The organism is Pseudomonas sp. MWU12-2020, from assembly GCF_023100605.1.
Lineage (GTDB): Bacteria > Pseudomonadota > Gammaproteobacteria > Pseudomonadales > Pseudomonadaceae > Aquipseudomonas > Aquipseudomonas fluorescens_H.
Genome location: NZ_JALMEX010000018.1, coordinates 42,847 through 62,570, shown reverse-complemented (window position 1 = coordinate 62,570; position 19,724 = coordinate 42,847). Strand labels below are relative to the sequence as shown.

Annotated in this window: 14 protein-coding genes, 1 tRNA gene and 1 pseudogene; 3 read left to right on the top strand and 13 right to left on the bottom strand. The window is 58.7% G+C overall.

Annotated features, from left to right (window positions below; all coding sequences use genetic code 11):
• Nucleotides 1-38 precede the first annotated feature (38 nt).
• The 8 genes and pseudogenes from M0814_RS27275 to rpsU form a co-directional block, all read right to left on the bottom strand.
• Nucleotides 39-500: an Lrp/AsnC family transcriptional regulator gene (locus M0814_RS27275; protein ID WP_007910086.1), complete on the bottom strand. Its 462-nt coding sequence runs from the start codon at nt 498-500 to the stop codon at nt 39-41.
• 179 nt (nt 501-679) lie between these two features.
• Entirely contained in the window at nt 680-1,108 is a 429-nt protein-coding gene (locus tag M0814_RS27270) for a hypothetical protein (protein WP_103485906.1), read from the bottom strand.
• Nucleotides 1,095-1,693 (bottom strand): annotated as a pseudogene (locus tag M0814_RS27265) (nucleotidyltransferase domain-containing protein). Before M0814_RS27265 ends, M0814_RS27270 begins: the two are co-directional and overlap by 14 nt.
• 311 nt (nt 1,694-2,004) lie before the next feature.
• A tRNA-Ile gene (locus M0814_RS27260) sits at nt 2,005-2,081 on the bottom strand.
• Between the two features lie 15 nt (nt 2,082-2,096).
• Entirely contained in the window at nt 2,097-5,843 is a 3,747-nt protein-coding gene (locus tag M0814_RS27255; RefSeq protein ID WP_103485905.1) for an EAL domain-containing protein, read from the bottom strand.
• A gap of 126 nt (nt 5,844-5,969) precedes the next feature.
• A complete protein-coding gene (gene rpoD, locus M0814_RS27250; protein WP_003228865.1) occupies nt 5,970-7,817 on the bottom strand; it encodes an RNA polymerase sigma factor RpoD in 1,848 nt (615 codons plus the stop codon).
• Between the two features lie 67 nt (nt 7,818-7,884).
• Nucleotides 7,885-9,849, bottom strand: coding sequence for a DNA primase (gene dnaG, locus M0814_RS27245; RefSeq protein WP_103485904.1), 1,965 nt, complete (start codon nt 9,847-9,849; stop codon nt 7,885-7,887).
• A 483-nt stretch (nt 9,850-10,332) separates the two neighbouring features.
• Entirely contained in the window at nt 10,333-10,548 is a 216-nt protein-coding gene (gene rpsU / locus M0814_RS27240; protein WP_002551877.1) for a 30S ribosomal protein S21, read from the bottom strand.
• A 199-nt stretch (nt 10,549-10,747) separates the two neighbouring features.
• Here rpsU and tsaD point away from each other — a divergent pair, with 199 nt between their 5' ends.
• Nucleotides 10,748-11,773: a tRNA (adenosine(37)-N6)-threonylcarbamoyltransferase complex transferase subunit TsaD gene (tsaD, locus tag M0814_RS27235; RefSeq protein WP_103485903.1), complete on the top strand. Its 1,026-nt coding sequence runs from the start codon at nt 10,748-10,750 to the stop codon at nt 11,771-11,773.
• A gap of 23 nt (nt 11,774-11,796) precedes the next feature.
• Here the strand turns inward: tsaD and plsY are convergent, their stop codons facing one another.
• A complete protein-coding gene (gene plsY / locus M0814_RS27230; protein WP_103485902.1) occupies nt 11,797-12,366 on the bottom strand; it encodes a glycerol-3-phosphate 1-O-acyltransferase PlsY in 570 nt (189 codons plus the stop codon).
• A gap of 74 nt (nt 12,367-12,440) precedes the next feature.
• Here plsY and folB point away from each other — a divergent pair, with 74 nt between their 5' ends.
• Nucleotides 12,441-12,797: a dihydroneopterin aldolase gene (gene folB, locus M0814_RS27225; RefSeq protein WP_003228857.1), complete on the top strand. Its 357-nt coding sequence runs from the start codon at nt 12,441-12,443 to the stop codon at nt 12,795-12,797.
• A complete protein-coding gene (folK, locus tag M0814_RS27220) occupies nt 12,788-13,306 on the top strand; it encodes a 2-amino-4-hydroxy-6-hydroxymethyldihydropteridine diphosphokinase (protein WP_103485901.1) in 519 nt (172 codons plus the stop codon). The genes folB and folK overlap by 10 nt, the downstream gene beginning before the upstream one ends.
• Nucleotides 13,307-13,390: 84 nt before the next feature.
• Here the strand turns inward: folK and M0814_RS27215 are convergent, their stop codons facing one another.
• The 4 genes from M0814_RS27215 to M0814_RS27200 all read right to left on the bottom strand — a co-directional run bounded on the left by M0814_RS27215 (nt 13,391) and on the right by M0814_RS27200 (nt 19,559).
• Nucleotides 13,391-14,620 carry a multifunctional CCA addition/repair protein gene (locus tag M0814_RS27215; RefSeq protein ID WP_103485900.1) on the bottom strand — a complete coding sequence of 410 codons (1,230 nt, stop codon included), beginning with the start codon at nt 14,618-14,620 and terminating at the stop codon, nt 13,391-13,393.
• 64 nt (nt 14,621-14,684) lie between these two features.
• A complete protein-coding gene (locus M0814_RS27210) occupies nt 14,685-16,247 on the bottom strand; it encodes a SpoVR family protein (protein ID WP_003228850.1) in 1,563 nt (520 codons plus the stop codon).
• On the bottom strand, nt 16,244-17,515 hold the full coding sequence (locus tag M0814_RS27205) for a YeaH/YhbH family protein (RefSeq protein ID WP_003228849.1): 1,272 nt from the start codon (nt 17,513-17,515) through the stop codon (nt 16,244-16,246). Before M0814_RS27205 ends, M0814_RS27210 begins: the two co-directional genes overlap by 4 nt.
• Nucleotides 17,516-17,636: 121 nt before the next feature.
• Nucleotides 17,637-19,559, bottom strand: coding sequence for a PrkA family serine protein kinase (locus M0814_RS27200; protein ID WP_003228848.1), 1,923 nt, complete (start codon nt 19,557-19,559; stop codon nt 17,637-17,639).
• Between the last annotated feature and the right edge of the window lie 165 nt (nt 19,560-19,724).

The window sequence follows — 19,724 nt, the reverse complement described above, 5'->3', positions numbered from 1 at the left end:
GAGGCCCTATTTGCCAACCGAAAGGTTATTGCCATTACTCAAACCGGCTGTCCTCGATCAATCTTGCTACTCAAAATGATCGACGTCGTGGTCTTCTCCACCCCGTCCACACTGCCGATCTGATCCAGCAATTGATCCAGTTGCTCCGGCGAGTCCGTGCGCAGCCACGCCACATAATCAAATTCGCCACTCACCGCACACAACTGCTGCACCTGTGCCATCGCACTCAAGCGACGCAGCACTTCCTTGCCAGAACGCGGCTGCACCTTGATCCCGACATACGCCTGCAACCCGCCATCGACCACGCGCTGCCCTAGGCGCACGCCGTATCCGGTGATTACCTTGGCCTTCTCCAGCCGCGCCAACCGCGATGTGACGGTGGTCCGCGCAATACCCAACTGCCGGGCAAGCATGGCCACGCTTTCGCGGGCGTTGATTTGCAGGGCGGCGATCAGCTGGCGGTCGATTTCGTCGAGAACAGGAGGGCGAATGTCGGGCAACGGTTGGCTCCAGAGGTGCGGGTCAATGGTTCTGCATGTTACAGGCTCGTTTGACCGGACGCTTGTGGCCGAGAGAGGGGCAGATGTTGAAGCGGTTGCGGGGTGTGCAGGCATTCCTTCGTTACGTGGCTGGACGTTTCACTGTAATGATGCTGTTCACTGCTGAACGGGGCAGCGCATTATTTGCATGCAAGCATCGCGTCTTGCACCAAAGGTAACGGGGCATCAGTCGTCGCTAACAGCTCAGCCAGAAGCGTCTCGTCCACGTCCATATACCCTTCGTACTCGGCCAGATTACGCCGCTCGTGACAAAGTGCGAAAAGACGAACCTGGACTTTGTTCAGGCCGAGAGTGTGCACAAGGCACTGAAAAACCAGATAGCGACGGTCGGAGCGAAAACCTTTCAGACGCATGGCAGTCAGTGCCAAGGCATGTGCGGCGTTGTAGGCGAGGTCGAAGCGACTCGCAAAGGACAAGGCGCAACTGTGTGCATCTTTCAAACGATCTGTGGCTGATTGCAGCAGCCCTTCACATTCATTGCGATCTGGTGGCTCGTCTTTGAGGCAGCCGCTGCGCACCAAGTTTTCCAGACTGTCATTGCTGCCCATCGGTAATCTCCGCTGGGTTACGGCCAATCAAATCAATTTTGTCTTGTTGTTCAACTCGCACTACAAAGCTGTTGTCAGCCGCTCTCCTGGCCTGCCAGTCGACCAATGTAAAGAGCGTAGGGTTGATGGTGCGGCCAAGGTATTCCTCTACGGGAAGTAGTCGTTCCATCAAGTCGCTGTAACTGAGGTTTTCGCCAATCAGCATCAGGTCGATGTCACTGCCGGCATGCTCGCTACCCTTGGCGACGGAACCGTAGATAAATGCCCATACCAATTGATCGCTCACTGGAGCCAACGCCGCACGTACCTGCTCTGCAATACCAAAAGTCTTGCGCACGATCCCCAGCAGTTCTGTATAGATGGGGCATTCGGGGTTGGCTTGATAGTGCGTCTGGTTACCCCGGCGACTCATGGTAAGAATGCCTGCACCCGCTCCAATTCACGCATGAGGCTGCCCTTGCCGACCTGGGCCCAGCGGGATATTTCATTGGCGTAGAAGCTCTGATCCGGTTTGCCATACAACATGGCCAACACCTTCTGCTGGGTCGCGGTAAAGAGTGCATCGCTGATTGGTATAGCCGGCATGGTTGACTCTGGAGGTGTCCCAAAAAGGGAACGATAGGTCCCTTTTTGGGAACTTTCAGCTCTGCTTATTTGACTGTAGATGGATTTGCTTCCTTTTTCGTGAGTCGCTTAACCCCACCGCTGATAAGCAGCGACGCCTTGAGAGTATCCCGTCAAAGAAAAGCCCAACAGATAGCAAAGCGCTTCAAATCAAAGCTTCGGAACATTCCTACAGCCTTCGGGGAGGTCTTCCGAACATTGCGCTCGCAAAGATTGTCCCCCTCAACCGATCGCGCAAGAAAAAGCCGCGCATATAGCGCGGCTTTCAAATGTGGTGGGCCCACACGGACTTGAACCGTGGACCAAAGGATTATGAGTCCTCTGCTCTAACCAACTGAGCTATAGGCCCTCAGTAGGCCGCGGATTATAGCGACGGTTTGGCGGCTGTGCTATCCGAATAATCCGATACGGTTACACGAAGAAACGTTGCGGCGAATTCTTCCGGGGGCAGTGGCAGGCTGACGATGTAGCCCTGAATCTGTTCGCAGCCTTCGGCGGCGAGGAATTGTTGCTGGGCCTGGGTTTCCACGCCTTCGGCAATCACGGTGAATTGCATGCTCCGGCCCAGAGCGATGATCGCGCGGACAATCGCCGCATCGTGCGGGTCATCGGGCAGTCCGCGGACAAATGACTGGTCAATCTTGAGGATGTCCAGCGGCAGGCGTTTCAGGTAACTGAGCGAAGAATAACCGGTGCCGAAGTCGTCGATCGCCAGTTGAACGCCCAGATGTTTGAGCTGGTGCAGCACCGCCAGTGCTTCTTCGGCCTGGCTCATGATGAAGTTTTCGGTAATTTCCAGTTGCAGTAAATCCGGCTGCAGACGGTTGTCCCTGAGCAGTTGTTCGATGCGCCCGAGCAGATTTGGCTGCCGCAGTTGCGCGCCGGCCAGGTTGACCGACAGCGGGCCAAGGCTGTCGTAGATCTGATTCCACTCGAACATCTGCCGGCAGGCGGTCTCGAGCACCCAATCGCCGATCTGCAGGATCATGCCGTTCTCTTCGGCCAACGGGATGAAGTGCTCCGGCGGCACTTCGCCGAAGGTCGGGTGGCGCCAGCGGATCAGCGCTTCGGCACCGACCAGGCGATGGTCGTCGAGGCTGATTTTCGGTTGGTAGTAGAGGAACAATTCTTCGCGCTCGATGGCCCGGCGCAGTTCGTGCTCCAGTGCCACGCGCTCGCTGGCCTGGGCGGTGAGGTCACGGGTGTAGCTTTCGACGCGGTTGCGGCCCTTGGCCTTGGAGCGGTACATCGCCGCGTCGGCGTTTTTCACCAGGGTGGCGACATCACAGCCGTCCCGTGGATACAGGCTGGTACCGATGCTGGCGCTGATAAAAAACTCGTGCTCACCAGCCTGAAACGGTGCGCTAAAGCAGTTGAGCAGTTTGATTGCGATGTTGTCGGCATCGCTGACTTGTTGCAGGCCCGGCAGCAGGATGATGAACTCGTCGCCCCCCAGCCGCGCGACGGTGTCGATATCACGCAGTTGTTCTTTCAGGCGCACGGCAATGCCCTTGAGCAGCAGGTCGCCGACCGGGTGGCCGAGGCTGTCGTTGATGTGTTTGAAACGGTCGAGATCAAGGAACAGCACGGCGCCCTGACCACCGTTTTCCTGCTGACTGTTCAGCGCGGTCAGCAGGCGGCTTTCGAACAGCGTGCGATTCGGCAGGCCGGTGAGCGGGTCATGGTGCGCTTGATAGTCGAGTTTGGCTTGCGCGTGTTTGAGGCTGGAGATGTCAGCAAATACCGCGACGAAGTGGGTGATGAACTTGTCGCGGTTGCGCACGGCGCTGATGGTCAGCCAGCTCGGGTACAGTTCGCCGTTCTTGCGCCGGTTGGAAATCTCGCCCTGCCAGTGTCCCTCGTCGGTCAACTGGTGCCACATCGCTGCGTAGAACGCGCTGTCGTGCAGGCCGGAGGCGAGCAGGCGCGGGGTGTGGCCGAGGGCTTCACTTTCGCTATAACCGGTGATTTCGCTGAACGCGCGGTTGACCGCGCTGATGTGCTGCTGAGTGTCAGTGATCAGTACGCCTTCGGCAGTGCTCTCGAATACGGTGGCGGCCTGCTGCAGTTTTTCCTGCATCAGATGGCGCTCGGTGATGTCCCGGGCGATGGTCAGCATGCAGTCTTCGTCGCCGATCGGCAGGGGGCGGCTGGACACTTCGCACAGACGGATCTGCCCGTCGCTGCGACGAATATGGCAGGTAAAGTCGCGTACGAAGCCGTCGCGGTGCAGCAGGTCGAGCATCTGCTTGCGTTCGTTGAGGTTGACCCAGATCCCCAGGTCCAGCGCCGAGCGATCCACCGACATCGCGCTGTTGAAGCCGGTGATGCGGCTGAAGCCCTCGTTGACCTCCAGTAACAGGCCATCGCTTTGCCGCGACAACAGTAATCCATCCGGCGAGGCGTGGAAGGCCTTGGCGAACTTCTCTTCGGAAGTTTGCAGTTGCTGTTGGGTTTCCTTGAGCTGGGTGATGTCGCGCACTACGACCACCAGCGCCGGAGTGGTGTCGAGATCGAACGGCTCGGCGGAAATCAGGCCGGTGAACACATGACCATTGTTGCGGCGAAAAGGCATCTCCAGGTTGCGGATGCTACCGGCCTGCAAGCGCTGCAACAGTCCCGGGCCGACCCCGGGAATGCCCCAGATGTTGAGTTCAGTGGCGGTCTGGCCGACGACTTCTTCCGCTTTCAGGCCTATCTGTTCTTCAAAGGCTTCGTTGACTTCCAGCAGGCAGCCATCGGAGAGCCGCGCGATCACCAGAATGTCCGGGCATTGCTGGAACACCGAGGCGAACTTCTGTTCCGACAGGCGCAGCGCTTCTTCGGTCCGTTTGGTTTCGCTGATGTCGATCATCAAGCCGCGCATCACCGGCTCATGGCCATGTTCAATCAGACTGACAATGTCGCGCACCCACAGACAGCGCCCGTCTGCGGTGATCACCCGATAGTCGAGGGTGTGATCGCGTCCTTCACGTACCGCGTCATCACAGATGGCCTGGGCGCGGGTCAGGTCGGCGGGGTGGATGATGTTGCGCCAGAAGCCCGGAATCAGCCAGTGTGCCTGTGGATAACCGAGCAGATCCTCGGCATGGGGCGACACATAGCTGTAGGTGAAGTCGCTTATGCGCGCTTCCCAGGCGATGGCCGACAGGCTTTCCACCAGCCCGCGGTAGTGGTATTCGCTGCTGCGCAATTCCTGTTCGAGGTCGACACGTCGGGCAATTTCCGAACTCAAGCGGCGATTGATGCGAATGACCACCGCCAGAATGATCACCAGCAGCGACAGACCGGGTAGACCATAAATCAGCAGGTCCGACCAGAATGTCCGATGGTCGAGGACGTTGCCGACCCAATGTTCCTGAATGCTGCTGATCTCGTCCGGGGTCATGTCGGCGAGGACTTTGTCCAGAATCTCCACCAGCATTTTGTTGTCACGCGGTACAGCCATCGCCAACTGGTAGCGGTACGGTGTTTCGCCGCTGACGTACAAGCCTTCGAGCTTGAGTTGGCGCAGGCTCCAGACACTGGAAGCGAGATCGCCGACAACCGCGTCGACCTGACCGGTGGCCAATGCCTGCAAGGTCGAGCTGACATTGGGCATGGCCACCAGATTCAGATCCGGGTGATGTGTACGCAGCAGTTCATGGGGGGCGTAGTTTTCCACGACCGCAATTTTCAAACCGTACAAATCCTCTATCTTGCGTGGCTGGGCGCCGCCGACGTGGGCGAGGATGACAATGGGGAAGTCGAGGTAGGGGCGAGTGAATGACAGATAGTTTTGCCGCTCCGGGGTGGACATGATGCCCGGCAGCAGATCGATCTTGCCGTGTTTGACCTGCTCCAGTACTTCGGTCCAGCTCGACGGTTCGACGGGGGTGAGATTGATCGCCAGTCGCTGGCGGATCACGCCGATATAGTCGGCGGCCAGGCCCTGATAGCGGTTTTCATCATCGCGGAACTCGAAAGGCGGCCACGAAGCATCGACACCCAGGCGCAAGTCCGGGTGAGCCGCCAGCCAGCTACGTTCTTCATCGGTCAGAGTCAGCGCGTCAGCCGTTGCGGTCCAGATCATCAGTGACAGCAAGAAAAGCAAGGGCGCCAGTCTGGGCATAACCGTCTCGTTATGGCACGGGATTCATTGTTTTCGAGTGTAGACGGGGTATGCAGGGGAGGGGCGGTGAGAGGGATTTAATCTGCCCATAAACAAAACCCCCGGCCTGGGCCGGGGGTTCTGGTATCACTCGTCGAGGAAGGAGCGCAGATGCTCGCTTCGCGTCGGGTGGCGCAGCTTGCGCAGCGCCTTGGCTTCGATCTGACGGATCCGCTCACGCGTTACGTCAAACTGTTTGCCCACTTCTTCGAGTGTGTGGTCGGTGTTCATGTCGATACCGAAGCGCATGCGCAGTACCTTGGCTTCACGGGCAGTGAGGCCGGACAGCACTTCGCGGGTCGCTTCTTTCAGGCTTTCAACGGTTGCAACATCGATTGGCGACTGCATGGTCGAGTCTTCGATGAAGTCACCCAGATGAGAGTCTTCGTCATCACCGATCGGGGTTTCCATGGAGATCGGCTCTTTAGCGATCTTCAATACCTTGCGGATCTTGTCCTCAGGCATTTCCATGCGTTCGCCCAGCTCTTCCGGGGTCGGTTCGCGACCCATTTCCTGCAGCATCTGGCGGGAAATGCGGTTGAGCTTGTTGATCGTCTCGATCATGTGCACCGGAATACGGATGGTGCGGGCCTGGTCGGCGATCGAGCGAGTGATCGCCTGACGGATCCACCAGGTGGCATAAGTCGAGAACTTGTAACCACGACGGTATTCGAACTTGTCCACCGCTTTCATCAGACCGATGTTGCCTTCCTGGATCAGATCGAGGAATTGCAGGCCGCGGTTGGTGTACTTCTTGGCGATCGAGATCACCAGACGCAAGTTGGCTTCTACCATCTCTTTCTTCGCGCGGCGGGCCTTGGCCTCACCGATCGACATGCGACGGTTGATGTCCTTGATTTCAGCGATGGTCAGACCAGTCTCGGTTTCCAGCGCAGTCAGCTTCTGCTGGCAACGAATGATATCCGGCTGTACGCGACCAATGGCTTCGGCGTATTTGCTCTTGCCTTTGGCCAGGGCGTCGGACCAGCTTTCGTCGACTTCATTGCCCGGGAACTGACGCAGGAAATCGGCGCGTGGCATACGTGCATCACGTACGCACAGTTGCATGATCGCGCGCTCTTGCTGACGCAGACGATCCAGGGCACTGCGAACACGCTCGACCAGGGCTTCGAATTGCTTCGGTACCAGTTTGATCGGCATGAACAGCTCGGCCAGGACCAGCAACTCGGCAACTGCTGCCTTGTTGTGACGACCGTGCTTTTTCAGGGCCTTGCGGGTGATTTCCATCTGATCGGCCACAGCGCCGAAACGCTGGGCAGCGATGACCGGATCCGGACCGCTTTCGGCTTCTTCTTCGTCATCCGAAGCTTCGGCGTCATCGTCGTCGGTATCGTCGTCAGCCTTGGCGGCTTTCGCGTCGATCGGCGGTGGCACTTCGGCAGCCGGCGGCGCAATGCCGTCGTCCGGGTCGATGTAACCGCTCAGAACGTCGGACAGGCGACCACCTTCGGTGGTGACGCGAGTGTACTCGGAGAGAATGTGGTCAACCGTGCCAGGGAAGTGCGCAATAGCGCTCATCACTTCACGGATGCCTTCTTCGATACGTTTGGCGATTTCGATTTCGCCTTCACGAGTCAGAAGCTCGACCGTACCCATCTCACGCATATACATGCGCACAGGGTCAGTGGTGCGACCGATATCGGTCTCCACCGCTGCCAACGCGGCGGCTGCTTCTTCCGCAGCGGCCTCGTCGGTATCGGCGTCGGCCAACATAAGGGCGTCCGCATCCGGAGCACTCTCGTGTACGGGGATCCCCATGTCGTTAATCATGCGGATGATGTCTTCCACCTGCTCCGGATCTGAAATATCCTCGGGCAGGTGGTCGTTGACCTCGGCGTAAGTCAGATACTTCTGCTCACGACCCAGTTTGATCAACTCAATAATACGAGACTGCTGTTGCGCTTTTCCGGACATAACACCCTATCCACTGAAGGTCTTGGCGGGCAAAAAACAAGCCGAGGATTATACCTGAGCTATGACCTCACGCGCCAGTTGAGGTCGGGTTTGATGCGGAAACATTGCGACTTAGAAGGTCGCGCAGTTGATTTTTCTCTTCGGCGCTCAGTTCGCTTTGACGCGCTTTCCTGAGCAACTGTTCCAGATTTCGCTCGCGTTGGCGGGCTGACAAGCTAGTAATGGTGTCGAAAAACTGTTGTTCAAGGTTTTCTCCGTCAATCAGCCACTCCTTTTCCGCCAGTGCCTTGAGCAACCGACCTTGTTCAGTGCCGTGCCATCGCGCGATCAACTGAAATGAGTTTAGCTTGGGATTCTTCTGTACGGCCTCGAGCAGCGCTACAAGTAACTGTGCGTTGGTCTGATTTTCGTCCGCAATGTGTCCGGCGTCTTCAACGCGCTTGGCCAGTTGCGGGTGGTGCAGCAATGTACGCAGGGCGGTCAGGGTTGGCGACTCGACGCCAATCGGCGTGCGTGGGCGCTGTTGATCGCGCTCACCGCCGCGCTTGCCGTTCTTGTCCCAGGGTTTCTTGTCCCATTTCTTGCCGCCGGCGCCGGGTTTCTTTGGCGTCCACTCCTGCTGCGGCACGTACATATCCTGTGCCTGCGGCTGATGGTAGTCGCTGTAGTCCGGCATTGCGTCGTAATCGATGCCCGGATCGTAGGCGGGCGGCGCTTCCTGTGGTGCGCTTTGGGCCAGCTGACTGACGGTTTCGCTGCTCAGGCCGGTGATTTCGGTCAGGCGCTGACGCATCAGGATGCGCAGGTTGGCGCCCGGCACTTTGTCGATCAACGGTGCGGCAAGGGTGGCCATGTGAGCCTTGCCTTCGAGCGAGCGCGGATCGGCTTCCTCGGTCAGTTGCTGGAAGAAATAGTCTGCCAGCGGCTGCGCATGCTGATTGATGCGTGCCTTGAAAGCGTCAGTGCCTTCGGCGCGAACCAGGGTGTCCGGGTCTTCGCCTTCCGGAAGAAACAGGAAACGTGCGCGGCGTCCATCCTGCAGGCACGGAAGCGTCGCTTCCAGGGCGCGCCATGCAGCGTTGCGGCCGGCCTGGTCGCCGTCGAAACAGAACAGAACGTTCGGCACGACGCGAAACAGGCGCTTGAGGTGTTCTTCGCTGGTCGCTGTGCCCAGGGTCGCGACGGCATTGCGCAAGCCTTGCTGGGCAAGAGCGATGACGTCCATGTAACCCTCGACGACGATGATTTCATCGAGATTGCGGTTGTTCTTGCGTGCTTCATAGAGGCCGTAGAGTTCCTGGCCTTTATGGAACACCGGGGTTTCCGGCGAGTTCAGGTATTTCGGCTTGTCGTCGCCGAGTACCCGGCCACCGAAAGCGATGATCCGGCCACGGGTATCACGGATCGGGAACATCACGCGATCGCGAAAGCGGTCATAGCGTTTGCCGGTTTCGGCGTTCTCGATCAGCAGGCCGGCGTCGATCATGGCTTTCTGCTGCAAAGTGTCGCTGCTCAAATGCTTGAACAGATTGTCCCAGCCCGGCGGTGCGAAACCCAGGCCGAAGTCCCGGGCGATCTCGCCAGTCAGGCCACGGCCCTTGAGGTAATCCACGGCGGCTTTGCGTGCGGGATGGCTCTTGAGCGCCTGCCGGTAAAAATCGGCGGCGGCGGTGAGCAGCGGATACAGTGGCGAATCGGTCGGTTGCCGCGGTTTGTGCGGGCGACCGCTTTCCTCGCGGGGGATTTCCATGCCGGCGGCTTTGGCCAGGTCCTCGACGGCCTGGGGGAAATCCAGGTTGTCGTGGTCCATGAGAAAGCCGAGGGCGTTGCCGCCGGCGCCGCAGCCGAAGCAGTAATAGAACTGCTTGTCGGGGCTGACGCTGAACGACGGGGTTTTCTCTTTATGAAACGGGCAGCAGGCGGTGTAGTTCTTGCCGGCCTTTTTCAGTTGCACACGCGAGCTGACCACGTCGACGATGTCGGTGCGGTTCAGGAGGTCGTCAATAAAGCTCTGGGGAATCAGCCCGGCCATGGCGTTCTCGTCTGTGCTTGTAATGAGTCCGATGCGAAGGGCGGCCGGACGCAGGTCTTGAGTGAGGCGCACAAAATGGGCGGCTCGACCGGTGTCGTTTGCGTGATCGCTGTCGGGAAGTGTATCTGCCGAAAATCCACTGACGTTAGTGCCTATCAGTCTTCGACTATTTGAAAGTGTTGCGCTGAATCCGCTGACGGCCGATAAATGGCCTCGGATAGCTCAATAAAACGGGCACGCATGCAGGTGCCTTGGGCTGATCGTCGTGAGAGGAATCAGTGGGTGTGCTCGTCAGTAGCCTTGAAAGGCTCGTCAGAAAAGACGTGCACCGCTGGCAAAAGAGCCAGGCCTGACGCGGTGAAGCAGTTTTGTCTCGATCGCATGTGCGGCTTCGACGGTGAAGCATCAAGCGTTTTACGCAAATGCCATTAGCCCGGCTGAGGGCCGGGCTTAGGCAAGAAGCTTGCTACGATCGTCTGTGTATTAGTACAGACGAACGGCGCGGCGCTGTTCGCGCTGAACTTTCTTGGCGTGACGCTTAACAGCGGCTGCTGCTTTGCGCTTACGCTCAGAAGTTGGCTTCTCGTAAAATTCGCGGCTACGAACTTCAGCCAGTACACCGGCTTTTTCGCAGGAGCGCTTGAAACGACGCAGAGCTACGTCGAAGGGTTCGTTCTCTTTAACTTTGACGGCTGGCATCCAGAGCTACCTTCATTCATTACCGGGGTCAACATCCTCGCGGCAAAAGAGCACTTGAAGACGTCGGTTTTTAAGGGTTGCGGATGTTAACCCCTCATCGCTCGGAATGCAAAGCCTCTGATCGAAAACCGCTAGTCGGGGCATCGCATGGCGACTATTATGCGCGCCTTCGAATTCAGCCTAAACAAGGCGCAAACCCATGCTAGTACTGGGATTAGAAACTTCCTGCGACGAAACCGGCGTCGCATTATACGACAGCGAACGCGGCCTGCTGGCCGACGCGCTGTTCAGTCAGATCGACCTGCACCGCATTTATGGCGGTGTGGTGCCGGAGCTGGCCTCGCGTGACCACGTCAAACGCATGCTGCCCTTGATTCGTCAGGTGTTGGCCGAGGCTGACTGCGTGCCGACCGAGATCGACGCGATCGCCTACACCGCGGGCCCCGGCCTGGTCGGAGCGCTGCTGGTCGGTGCCTCTTGCGCGCAGGCGCTGGCGTTTGCCTGGGGTATTCCGGCACTCGGAGTCCACCACATGGAAGGCCATTTGCTGGCGCCAATGCTGGAGCCAAAACCGCCGGAATTCCCGTTCGTCGCTTTGTTGGTTTCCGGTGGTCATACGCAGCTGGTTCAGGTCGATGGCATTGGCCAATACAGCCTGCTCGGCGAGACGCTCGACGATGCTGCCGGCGAAGCGTTCGACAAGACTGCGAAAATGATGGGCCTGAATTATCCGGGCGGGCCGGAAATCGCCAAGCTGGCCGAGAAGGGCGTCGCAGGGCGTTTCACCTTCCCGCGTCCGATGTGTGATCGCCCGGGTCTGGATTTCAGCTTCAGCGGTCTGAAAACCTTTGCCCTCAATACCTGGCAGCAATGCGTCAGCGCCGGGGACGACAGCGAGCAAGTCCGTTGCGACATCGCGCTGGCGTTCCAGCAGGCCGTGGTGGAGACTTTGACCATCAAGTGCAAGCGCGCGCTCAAACACGCGGGCATGAAGCGTCTGGTGATCGCTGGCGGCGTCAGCGCCAACAAGGCGTTGCGCGCATCGCTGGAAAAGATGCTCGGCGACATGCAGGGCGAGGTGTTCTATGCCCGTCCCGAGTTCTGCACCGACAATGGCGCGATGATCGCGTTTGCCGGTTGCCAGCGTTTGCAGGCCGGTCAGCAGGAAAGTCTCGCGATCAGCGTGCAGGCGCGCTGGCCGATGGAGCAGTTGTCGGCGCTTTGATGGGCGGTGTGGCTGAGCGGTATTTAAAAATGCCGTTCGCGCCCGGCAAACAGGTCGCGTAGATTGCCGCGGTGGCGCCAGACGATCAGCAGCGTCAACGCGCTCATCGGCAGTAGCGCCTCCGGTTCTTGCCACGCAAGCAAGGGCAGGGTCAGGGGCGTGGCAATCAGCGCCGCCAGCGAGCTGGTGCGGGTCAGGTAGAACGTCAGCAGCCAGGCGCACACCGCAAGCAGTGCGGCGGGCGGATACAGGCCCAGCAACATGCCGGCAGCCGTGGCGACGCCTTTGCCGCCGCGAAAACGGAAATACAGCGGGAACAGGTGACCGATCACGGCGCACACGCCGATCCAGGCCTGATCCTGCAGCGAAAGGCCTATGGCCGCTGCGATCAGCACCGGTACCAGGCCTTTGCACAGATCACCCAGCAGGGTCAGGATCGCCAGTTTGCGACCGGCCAGGCGCAGCATGTTGGTGGCGCCGGCATTACCCGAGCCACTCATTCGCGGATCCGGATTTCCGGTCAGGCGGCTGAGCAAAATGGCGAAGGACAGAGAGCCGAGCAGGTAGGCGAGGATCGCCACTAACCAAAACATGCTAACTATTCCGGGCGAGGACGCCCTGATTCTAACGGCGCATTGCGCCCTTGTCGTGCAGCGGAGAAAAGTGCTTGGACAGAGTGTTTATCGAGGGCCTGGAAGTTGACACCGTGATCGGTGCCTACGACTGGGAGCGCGGCATCCGACAGTGCTTGCGTCTTGATCTGAGCTTCGCCTGGGACAATCGCCCGGCAGCGGCCGGTGACGACCTGACCCTGGCGCTCGATTACGCCAGCGTTTCCACGCGCATCCAGGCCTTTGCCGAGCAATCCCAGTATCAACTGGTCGAGACCTTTGCCGAGCGTCTGGTCGAAGTGCTGATGGCCGAATTCAAGATCACCTGGGTTCGTCTGAAGCTGACCAAGCCTGGCGCCGTGCCGGCAGCCAAGGGTGGCGTGGGTGTGGAGATCGAGCGCGGATGTCGCTGACTCAGGTGTACCTCGGGCTCGGTAGCAATATCGAGCGCGAAACCCATTTGCGCGCTGGTCTCGACGCGTTGGCGACGTTTCTGGTGGATATCCGCTGTTCGGCGGTGTTCGAGAGTCAGCCGGTGGGGATCAAGAGCGGGCCGTTCTACAACTTCGTGGTCTCGGCGCAGACCGATCTGCCGTTGATGGAACTGGATCGGCGCCTGAAATTCATCGAAGCCGATAACGGTCGCTATGCGCCGGATCGCAAGGGGTTGCCGCTGGATATCGACGTGCTGTTATACGGCGATCTGACCGGTAACTTCGACGGCTTGATTCTGCCGCGTGCCGAAATCCTGAAAAACGCCTTTGTGCTGTGGCCGCTGTCGCTGATTGCGCCGGATCGGGTGCATCCAGGTGTGGGAAAAAGCTTCGCGACGTTGTGGGCCGAGTCGCAGATCGATCAGGTGTTGGCGCCGGTGGCCTTTGAGTGGCGTGGGCAGCAGCTCACGTCTTCGGATTTGCGTTGAATTAACTGCCGCTTTCGCGAGCAAGCCCGCTCCCACATTTGCAATGCATTCCCCTTGTGGGAGCGGGCTTGCTCGCGAAGCTTTTCAGGCTGACGCCTCGTCTTTGTAGGCTTTTAGCGCCTTCAGTCGTTCTCGCTTCAGCGCTTCGCCCAGTTCCGGGCCTTTGAAACCCTTCTCCAGCAACGGCTGCACCGCGACTTCCCGTGCAGCCTTGGCAGCGCCGCGCAGATAATCCGCCTGTGGGTAACTGCGCTGCTCCAGGCCCTTGCGTCCCCGGGCATCCATCTCGCAGGCGACGATGAATTCCTCAAAACGCTGCGGGCGGCGATACACGTCAAAGCTCTGCAGCAGCTCCAGCAAGGTCGACGCCTTCAGCTCCAGTGCGCGGTGGCCATGGGTGTGGTACTCGCCGACTAGCAACGCCAGTTCCTGGCAGTCCTTCGGTGCCTTGAAGCGTTCGTTGACCGCTTTGATCAGCTTCAACCCGGTGTGTTCATGGGCGATATGTCGTGGCCACTCTTCTTCCGGCGTCAGGCCTTTGCCGAGGTCATGCAGCAGACAAGCCCAGCGTACCGTTAGCGGTTGTTCGTGCAGCGCTGATTGCTCCAGAACGCTGAGAGTGTGCAGGCCGGTGTCGATTTCCGGATGATGAGCCTCCGGTTGCGGCACGCCAAACAGCGCGTCGACTTCCGGCATCAATACTTTCAAGGCGCCACAGTCGCGCAGCACCTGGATGAATACCTGCGGCTGATCTTCCATCAGTGCGCGGGAGATTTCTTTCCAGCTGCGTTCGGCGGTCAGCGCCTGCAGTTCGCCGGATTCGCTGAGCTGGCGCATCAGTTCCAGTGTTTCTGGTGCGACAGTGAAGCCAAGACCGGCATATCGGGCAGCAAAGCGCGCAACGCGCAGCACACGGAGCGGATCTTCGGCGAATGCGGGGGAAACGTGGCGCAGGATGCGCGCTTCGAGATCGCGCTGGCCATGATACGGATCGGTCAGGTTTTGCTGGTCGTCCTCGGCGATCGCGTTGATCGTCAGATCACGGCGGATCAGGTCTTCTTCGAGGGTGACTTCGGGGCTGGCGTGAAAGGTGAAGCCGCCATAACCGCGACCGCTTTTGCGTTCGGTGCGGGCGAGGGCGTATTCCTCGCCGGTCTTGGGGTGAAGGAATACCGGAAAATCCGCTCCAACCGGGCGATAACCCTTGGCGAGCATCTCGTCTGCCGTGGCGCCAACCACCACCCAATCAATATCGGTTACCGGTAAGCCGAGCAAGCGATCGCGCACCGCGCCGCCAACCTTGAAAATCTGCATAAAAAACCTCCGTTAGCCCGACAGGATAACCCTTGCGCCGGACTTTCGGAGGTCAGAGCCGCATCTAAAGATGAATCACGGCCAGGTCGAGCCGACCGTAATCGCCTTCGCTGTGTTCACTTCGCGGCGGTACATGGTGGGTTTTCATGATCTGGTCACCCTGCAGGGTTTCCAGATGAATATCGAAGCCCCACAAGCGGTGCAGATGTTTCAGTACCTCGTCGGTGGAGTCGCCCAAGGGTTTGCGGTCATGTTGCTGGTGACGCAGGGTCAGCGAGCGGTCGCCGCGCCGGTCGATGCTGTAGATCTGCACGTTGGGCTCGCGGTTGCCGAGGTTGTACTGCGCGGCCAGGGTTTCACGGATGATCCGGTAGCCGGTTTCGTCATGGATCGCCGGTACCAGCAAATCGTCCTTCTGATCGTCATCAAGGATGCTGAACAGCTTCAGATCGCGGATCACCTTCGGTGACAGGTATTGCAGGATGAAACTCTCATCCTTGAAGCTGCTCATGGCGAACTTGATGCTCGACAGCCAGTCGGAGCCGGCGATGTCCGGGAACCAGCGCCGGTCTTCCTCGGTGGGGTTTTCGCACATGCGGCGGATGTCGCGATACATCGCGAAACCCAGTGCGTAGGGGTTGATCCCGTTGTAGTAAGGACTGTCGAAGCCGGGCTGGAACACCACGCTGGTGTGCGAGGTGAGGAATTCCATCATGAATCCGTCGGTCACCAGTCCCTCGTCGTACAGGTCGTTCATCAGCGTGTAGTGCCAGAACGTCGCCCAGCCTTCGTTCATCACCTGAGTCTGGCGCTGTGGATAAAAATACTGGGCGATCTTGCGTACGATCCGCACGATCTCCCGTTGCCACGGCTCCAGCAGCGGCGCGTGTTTCTCGATGAAGTACAGGATGTTTTCCTGGGGTTCGGCCGGGAAACGGGCGTTGTCCTTGTCGCTGTATTTGTCCGCGCCTTTGGGAATGGTTCGCCACAGATCGTTGATCTGCTTCTGCATGTGTTCTTCGCGATCCTTCTGCCGCCGGCGTTCTTCCTCGGCGGAGATCGGATACGGACGTTTGTAGCGGTCGACCCCGTAGTTCATCAGCGCATGGCAGGAGTCGAGCAGGTCCTCCACCGCGTCGATACCGTGGCGCTCTTCGCATTGCATGATGTACTGCTTGGCGAACACCAGGTAATCGATGATCGAGCTGGCGTCAGTCCAGGTGCGGAACAGGTAGTTGCCCTTGAAGAAACTGTTGTGCCCGTAGCACGCGTGAGCGACCACCAGTGCCTGCATGCAGATGGTGTTTTCCTCCATCAGGTAGGCGATGCACGGGTCCGAGTTGATCACAATTTCGTAGGCCAGCCCCATCTGGCCGCGGCTGTAGGATTTCTCGGTGCTGAGGAAGTGTTTGCCGTAGGACCAGTGGTGATAGCCCAGTGGCATGCCGACCGAGGCATAGGCATCCATCATCTGCTCGGCGGTGATCACTTCGATCTGGTTGGGATAGGTATCCAGCGCGTAGCCGGCCGCAATCCGGGCGATTTCGCGGTCGTAGGCCTGGATCAGCTCGAACGTCCATTCGGAGCCGGTGGAGATGGGTTGGCGTTTCTGCTCTTTGGCGGTCATGTCACTAACCTGCGCTGGAAGAGTTCACGGAAGACCGGATAGATATCCCCGGCCGAGACCAGTTGCTGCTGGGCAAACGTGTCGGAAAAGGCTTCGGCGATGCGTTCGTATTCGTACCAGAGGGCCTGGTGCTCGCGCGGGGTGATCTCCACATAAGTGTAGTACTGCACAAACGGCATGATCTGGTTGATCAGGATGTCGCGGCAGATCGGCGAGTCATCGTTCCAGTTGTCGCCGTCGGAAGCCTGCGCGGCATAGATGTTCCATTCGTTGCTCGGGTAGCGCTCGGCCATGATCTCCTGCATCAGCTTCAGCGCGCTGGAGACGATGGTGCCGCCGGTTTCCCTTGAATAGAAGAACTCTTCCTCGTCCACTTCCCGGGCGCTGGTGTGGTGGCGGATGAACACGACGTCGATCTTGTCGTAGTTACGCTTGAGGAACAGGTACAGCAGGATGAAAAAGCGTTTGGCGATGTCTTTGGTCGCCTGGGTCATCGAGCCGGAAACGTCCATCAGGCAGAACATTACCGCTTTCGAGCTGGGGTTGGGTTGCTTGATCAGCAGGTTGTACTTGAGGTCGAAGGTGTCAAGGAACGGCACGCGATGAATGCGCGCACTGAGTTTTTCGATTTCCGCTTCGAGTTCCTGAATATCGCCGAAGTTATCCGGCTCTTCACGCTTTAATCGCGCCAGTTCCTCTTTGGCCTCGCGCAGTTTGGCACGGCTGCTGCCGGACAGCGCAATGCGCCTGGCGTGAGCCGAGCGCAGGGTGCGGATGATGTTGATCCGCGACGGGTTACCCTCGTTGCTGATCCCGGCGCGCACAGTCTTGAACGTGTCGGTACCACTGAGGTTGCGTTTCACCAGATTCGGCAGTTCGAGGTCTTCGAACATGAATTCGAGGAATTCTTCCTGGGTGATCTGGAAGACGAACTCGTCCATGCCCTCGCCGGAATTGCCGGCCTTGCCCGGACCGCGTCCGCCGCCACCCCCCGGTGGACGGGCGATATGTTCGCCGGCAGTGAATTCCTTGTTGCCGGGATGAACCACGGTCTGCTTGCCGCCGCGACCGTGGTGAAGCACCGGTTCGTCGATGTCGCGACCGGGAATGCTGATCTGTTCGCCGTGTTCCATATCGGTGATGGAACGCCGGCTGACCGCCTCTTCGACAGCCTTCTTGATGTGATCACGGTAACGCCGCAGGAAGCGCTGGCGGTTCACCGTGCTCTTGTTCTTGCCATTGAGACGTCGGTCGATCACATAACTCATAGGAAGCCCTCCGGGCAGCTTCAAGTTGTGAGCTTCAAGCTGCAAGTAAAAGCAGGTTCCCGGGCATCTGTGGGTTACGCGCTTTGTTCTTGCAGCTGATAGCTAGAAGCTTGCAACTGCTTCACTGCGACTTCCGGACCCGCAGGTACCACTCGGACAGCAGTCGTACCTGTTTGTCGGTGTAGCCGCGTTCGACCATTCGAGTAACGAAGTCGTTGTGTTTCTGCTGATCCTCTTTGCTGGCCTTGGCATTGAAGCTGATGACTGGCAGCAGGTCTTCGGTGTTCGAGAACATTTTCTTCTCGATGACCACCCGCAGTTTTTCGTAGCTGAGCCAGGTCGGGTTCTTGCCGTTGTTGTTGGCTCGGGCGCGCAATACGAAGTTGACGATTTCGTTGCGGAAATCCTTCGGATTGCTGATGCCGGCCGGTTTCTCGATTTTCTCCAGTTCTTCGTTCAGGGCGACACGGTTGAGAATCTCGCCGGTTTCCGGGTCGCGGTATTCCTGATCCTGAATCCAGAAGTCCGCATATAGCACGTAGCGGTCGAAGATGTTTTGCCCGTATTCGCTGTAAGACTCCAGGTACGCGGTCTGAATCTCCTTGCCGATGAATTCGATATAACGCGGCGCCAGGTATTCCTTGAGGTAGCGCAGGTAGCGTTCGCGGGTCTCGGCCTGGAACTGTTCCTGTTCGATCTGCTGTTCCAGCACATACAGCAGGTGCACCGGGTTGGCGGCGATTTCATGCGGATCGAAGTTGAACACCTTGGACAGGATCTTGAATGCAAACCGGGTCGACAGGCCGTTCATGCCCTCGTCGACGCCGGCCGAGTCGCGGTATTCCTGAATCGACTTGGCTTTCGGGTCGGTGTCCTTGAGGTTTTCCCCGTCGTAGACGCGCATCTTCGAATAGATGTTGGAGTTTTCCGGCTCCTTGAGGCGCGACAGCACGGTGAACTGCGCCAGCATCTTCAGAGTGTCCGGTGCGCAATGTGCCTTCGCCAGCGAACTGTTGAACAGCAACTTGTCGTAGATCTTCACCTCGTCGCTGACCCGCAGGCAGTACGGCACTTTGACGATGTAGATCCGGTCGATGAAGGCTTCGTTGTTCTTGTTGTTGCGGAAGGTGTGCCACTCCGATTCGTTGGAGTGCGCAAGCAGGATCCCGGTGAACGGAATCGCGCCGAGGCCCTCGGTACTGTTGTAGTTGCCTTCCTGGGTGGCGGTCAGCAATGGGTGCAGCACCTTGATTGGTGCCTTGAACATTTCGACGAATTCCATCAGGCCCTGGTTGGCCCGGCACAGCGCACCGGAGTAGCTGTAGGCGTCGGCGTCGTTCTGTGGGTATTCCTCGAGTTTGCGAATGTCGACCTTACCCACCAGTGCCGAGATGTCCTGGTTGTTCTCGTCGCCCGGTTCGGTTTTGGCCACGGCGATCTGATTGAGGATCGACGGGTACAACTTGACCACGCGGAACTGGCTGATGTCGCCGCCGAATTCGGCCAGGCGTTTGGTCGCCCAGGGCGACATGATGGTGTTCAGGTAGCGCCGTGGAATGCCGAAGTCTTCCTCGAGGATCGCGCCATCTTCGGTGGCGTTGAACAGACCCAGGGGCGATTCGAATACCGGCGAACCCTTGATCGCGTAGAAGGGCACCTTTTCCATCAGCTGTTTCAGCTTCTCGGCCAGGGACGATTTACCGCCACCGACGGGGCCGAGCAGGTAGAGGATCTGTTTCTTCTCTTCCAGGCCTTGGGCGGCATGGCGGAAATACGAAACGATCTGGTCGATGCATTCTTCCATCCCGTGGAAGTCTTCAAAGGCCGGATAGCGACGGATCACCTTGTTGGAGAAGATGCGCGACAGCCTCGAATTGGTCGATGTGTCGAGCAGTTCCGGTTCGCCGATGGCCATCAATAGACGCTCGGCTGCGGAAACGTAGGCGCTCCGGTCTTTCTTGCACAGCTCCAGGTACTCTTGCAGCGAGAGTTCTTCCTGGCGTGTGGACTCGAAGCGTTGTTGGAAGTGGCTAAAGATACTCATGACGTCACCTCGCTCGATACGTGGAGCCGACGCCGGATCACTCAGTCGATGCTGGCAAGCAGCCGCTGTGGCCACTTGTTTACCCCCCAGAACACTTTCGCGGTCGACAACCTTGAAAGTCACTCCCGATGACCCGTGCGCCGGTGTACCGGCTCTCCCCTGTTT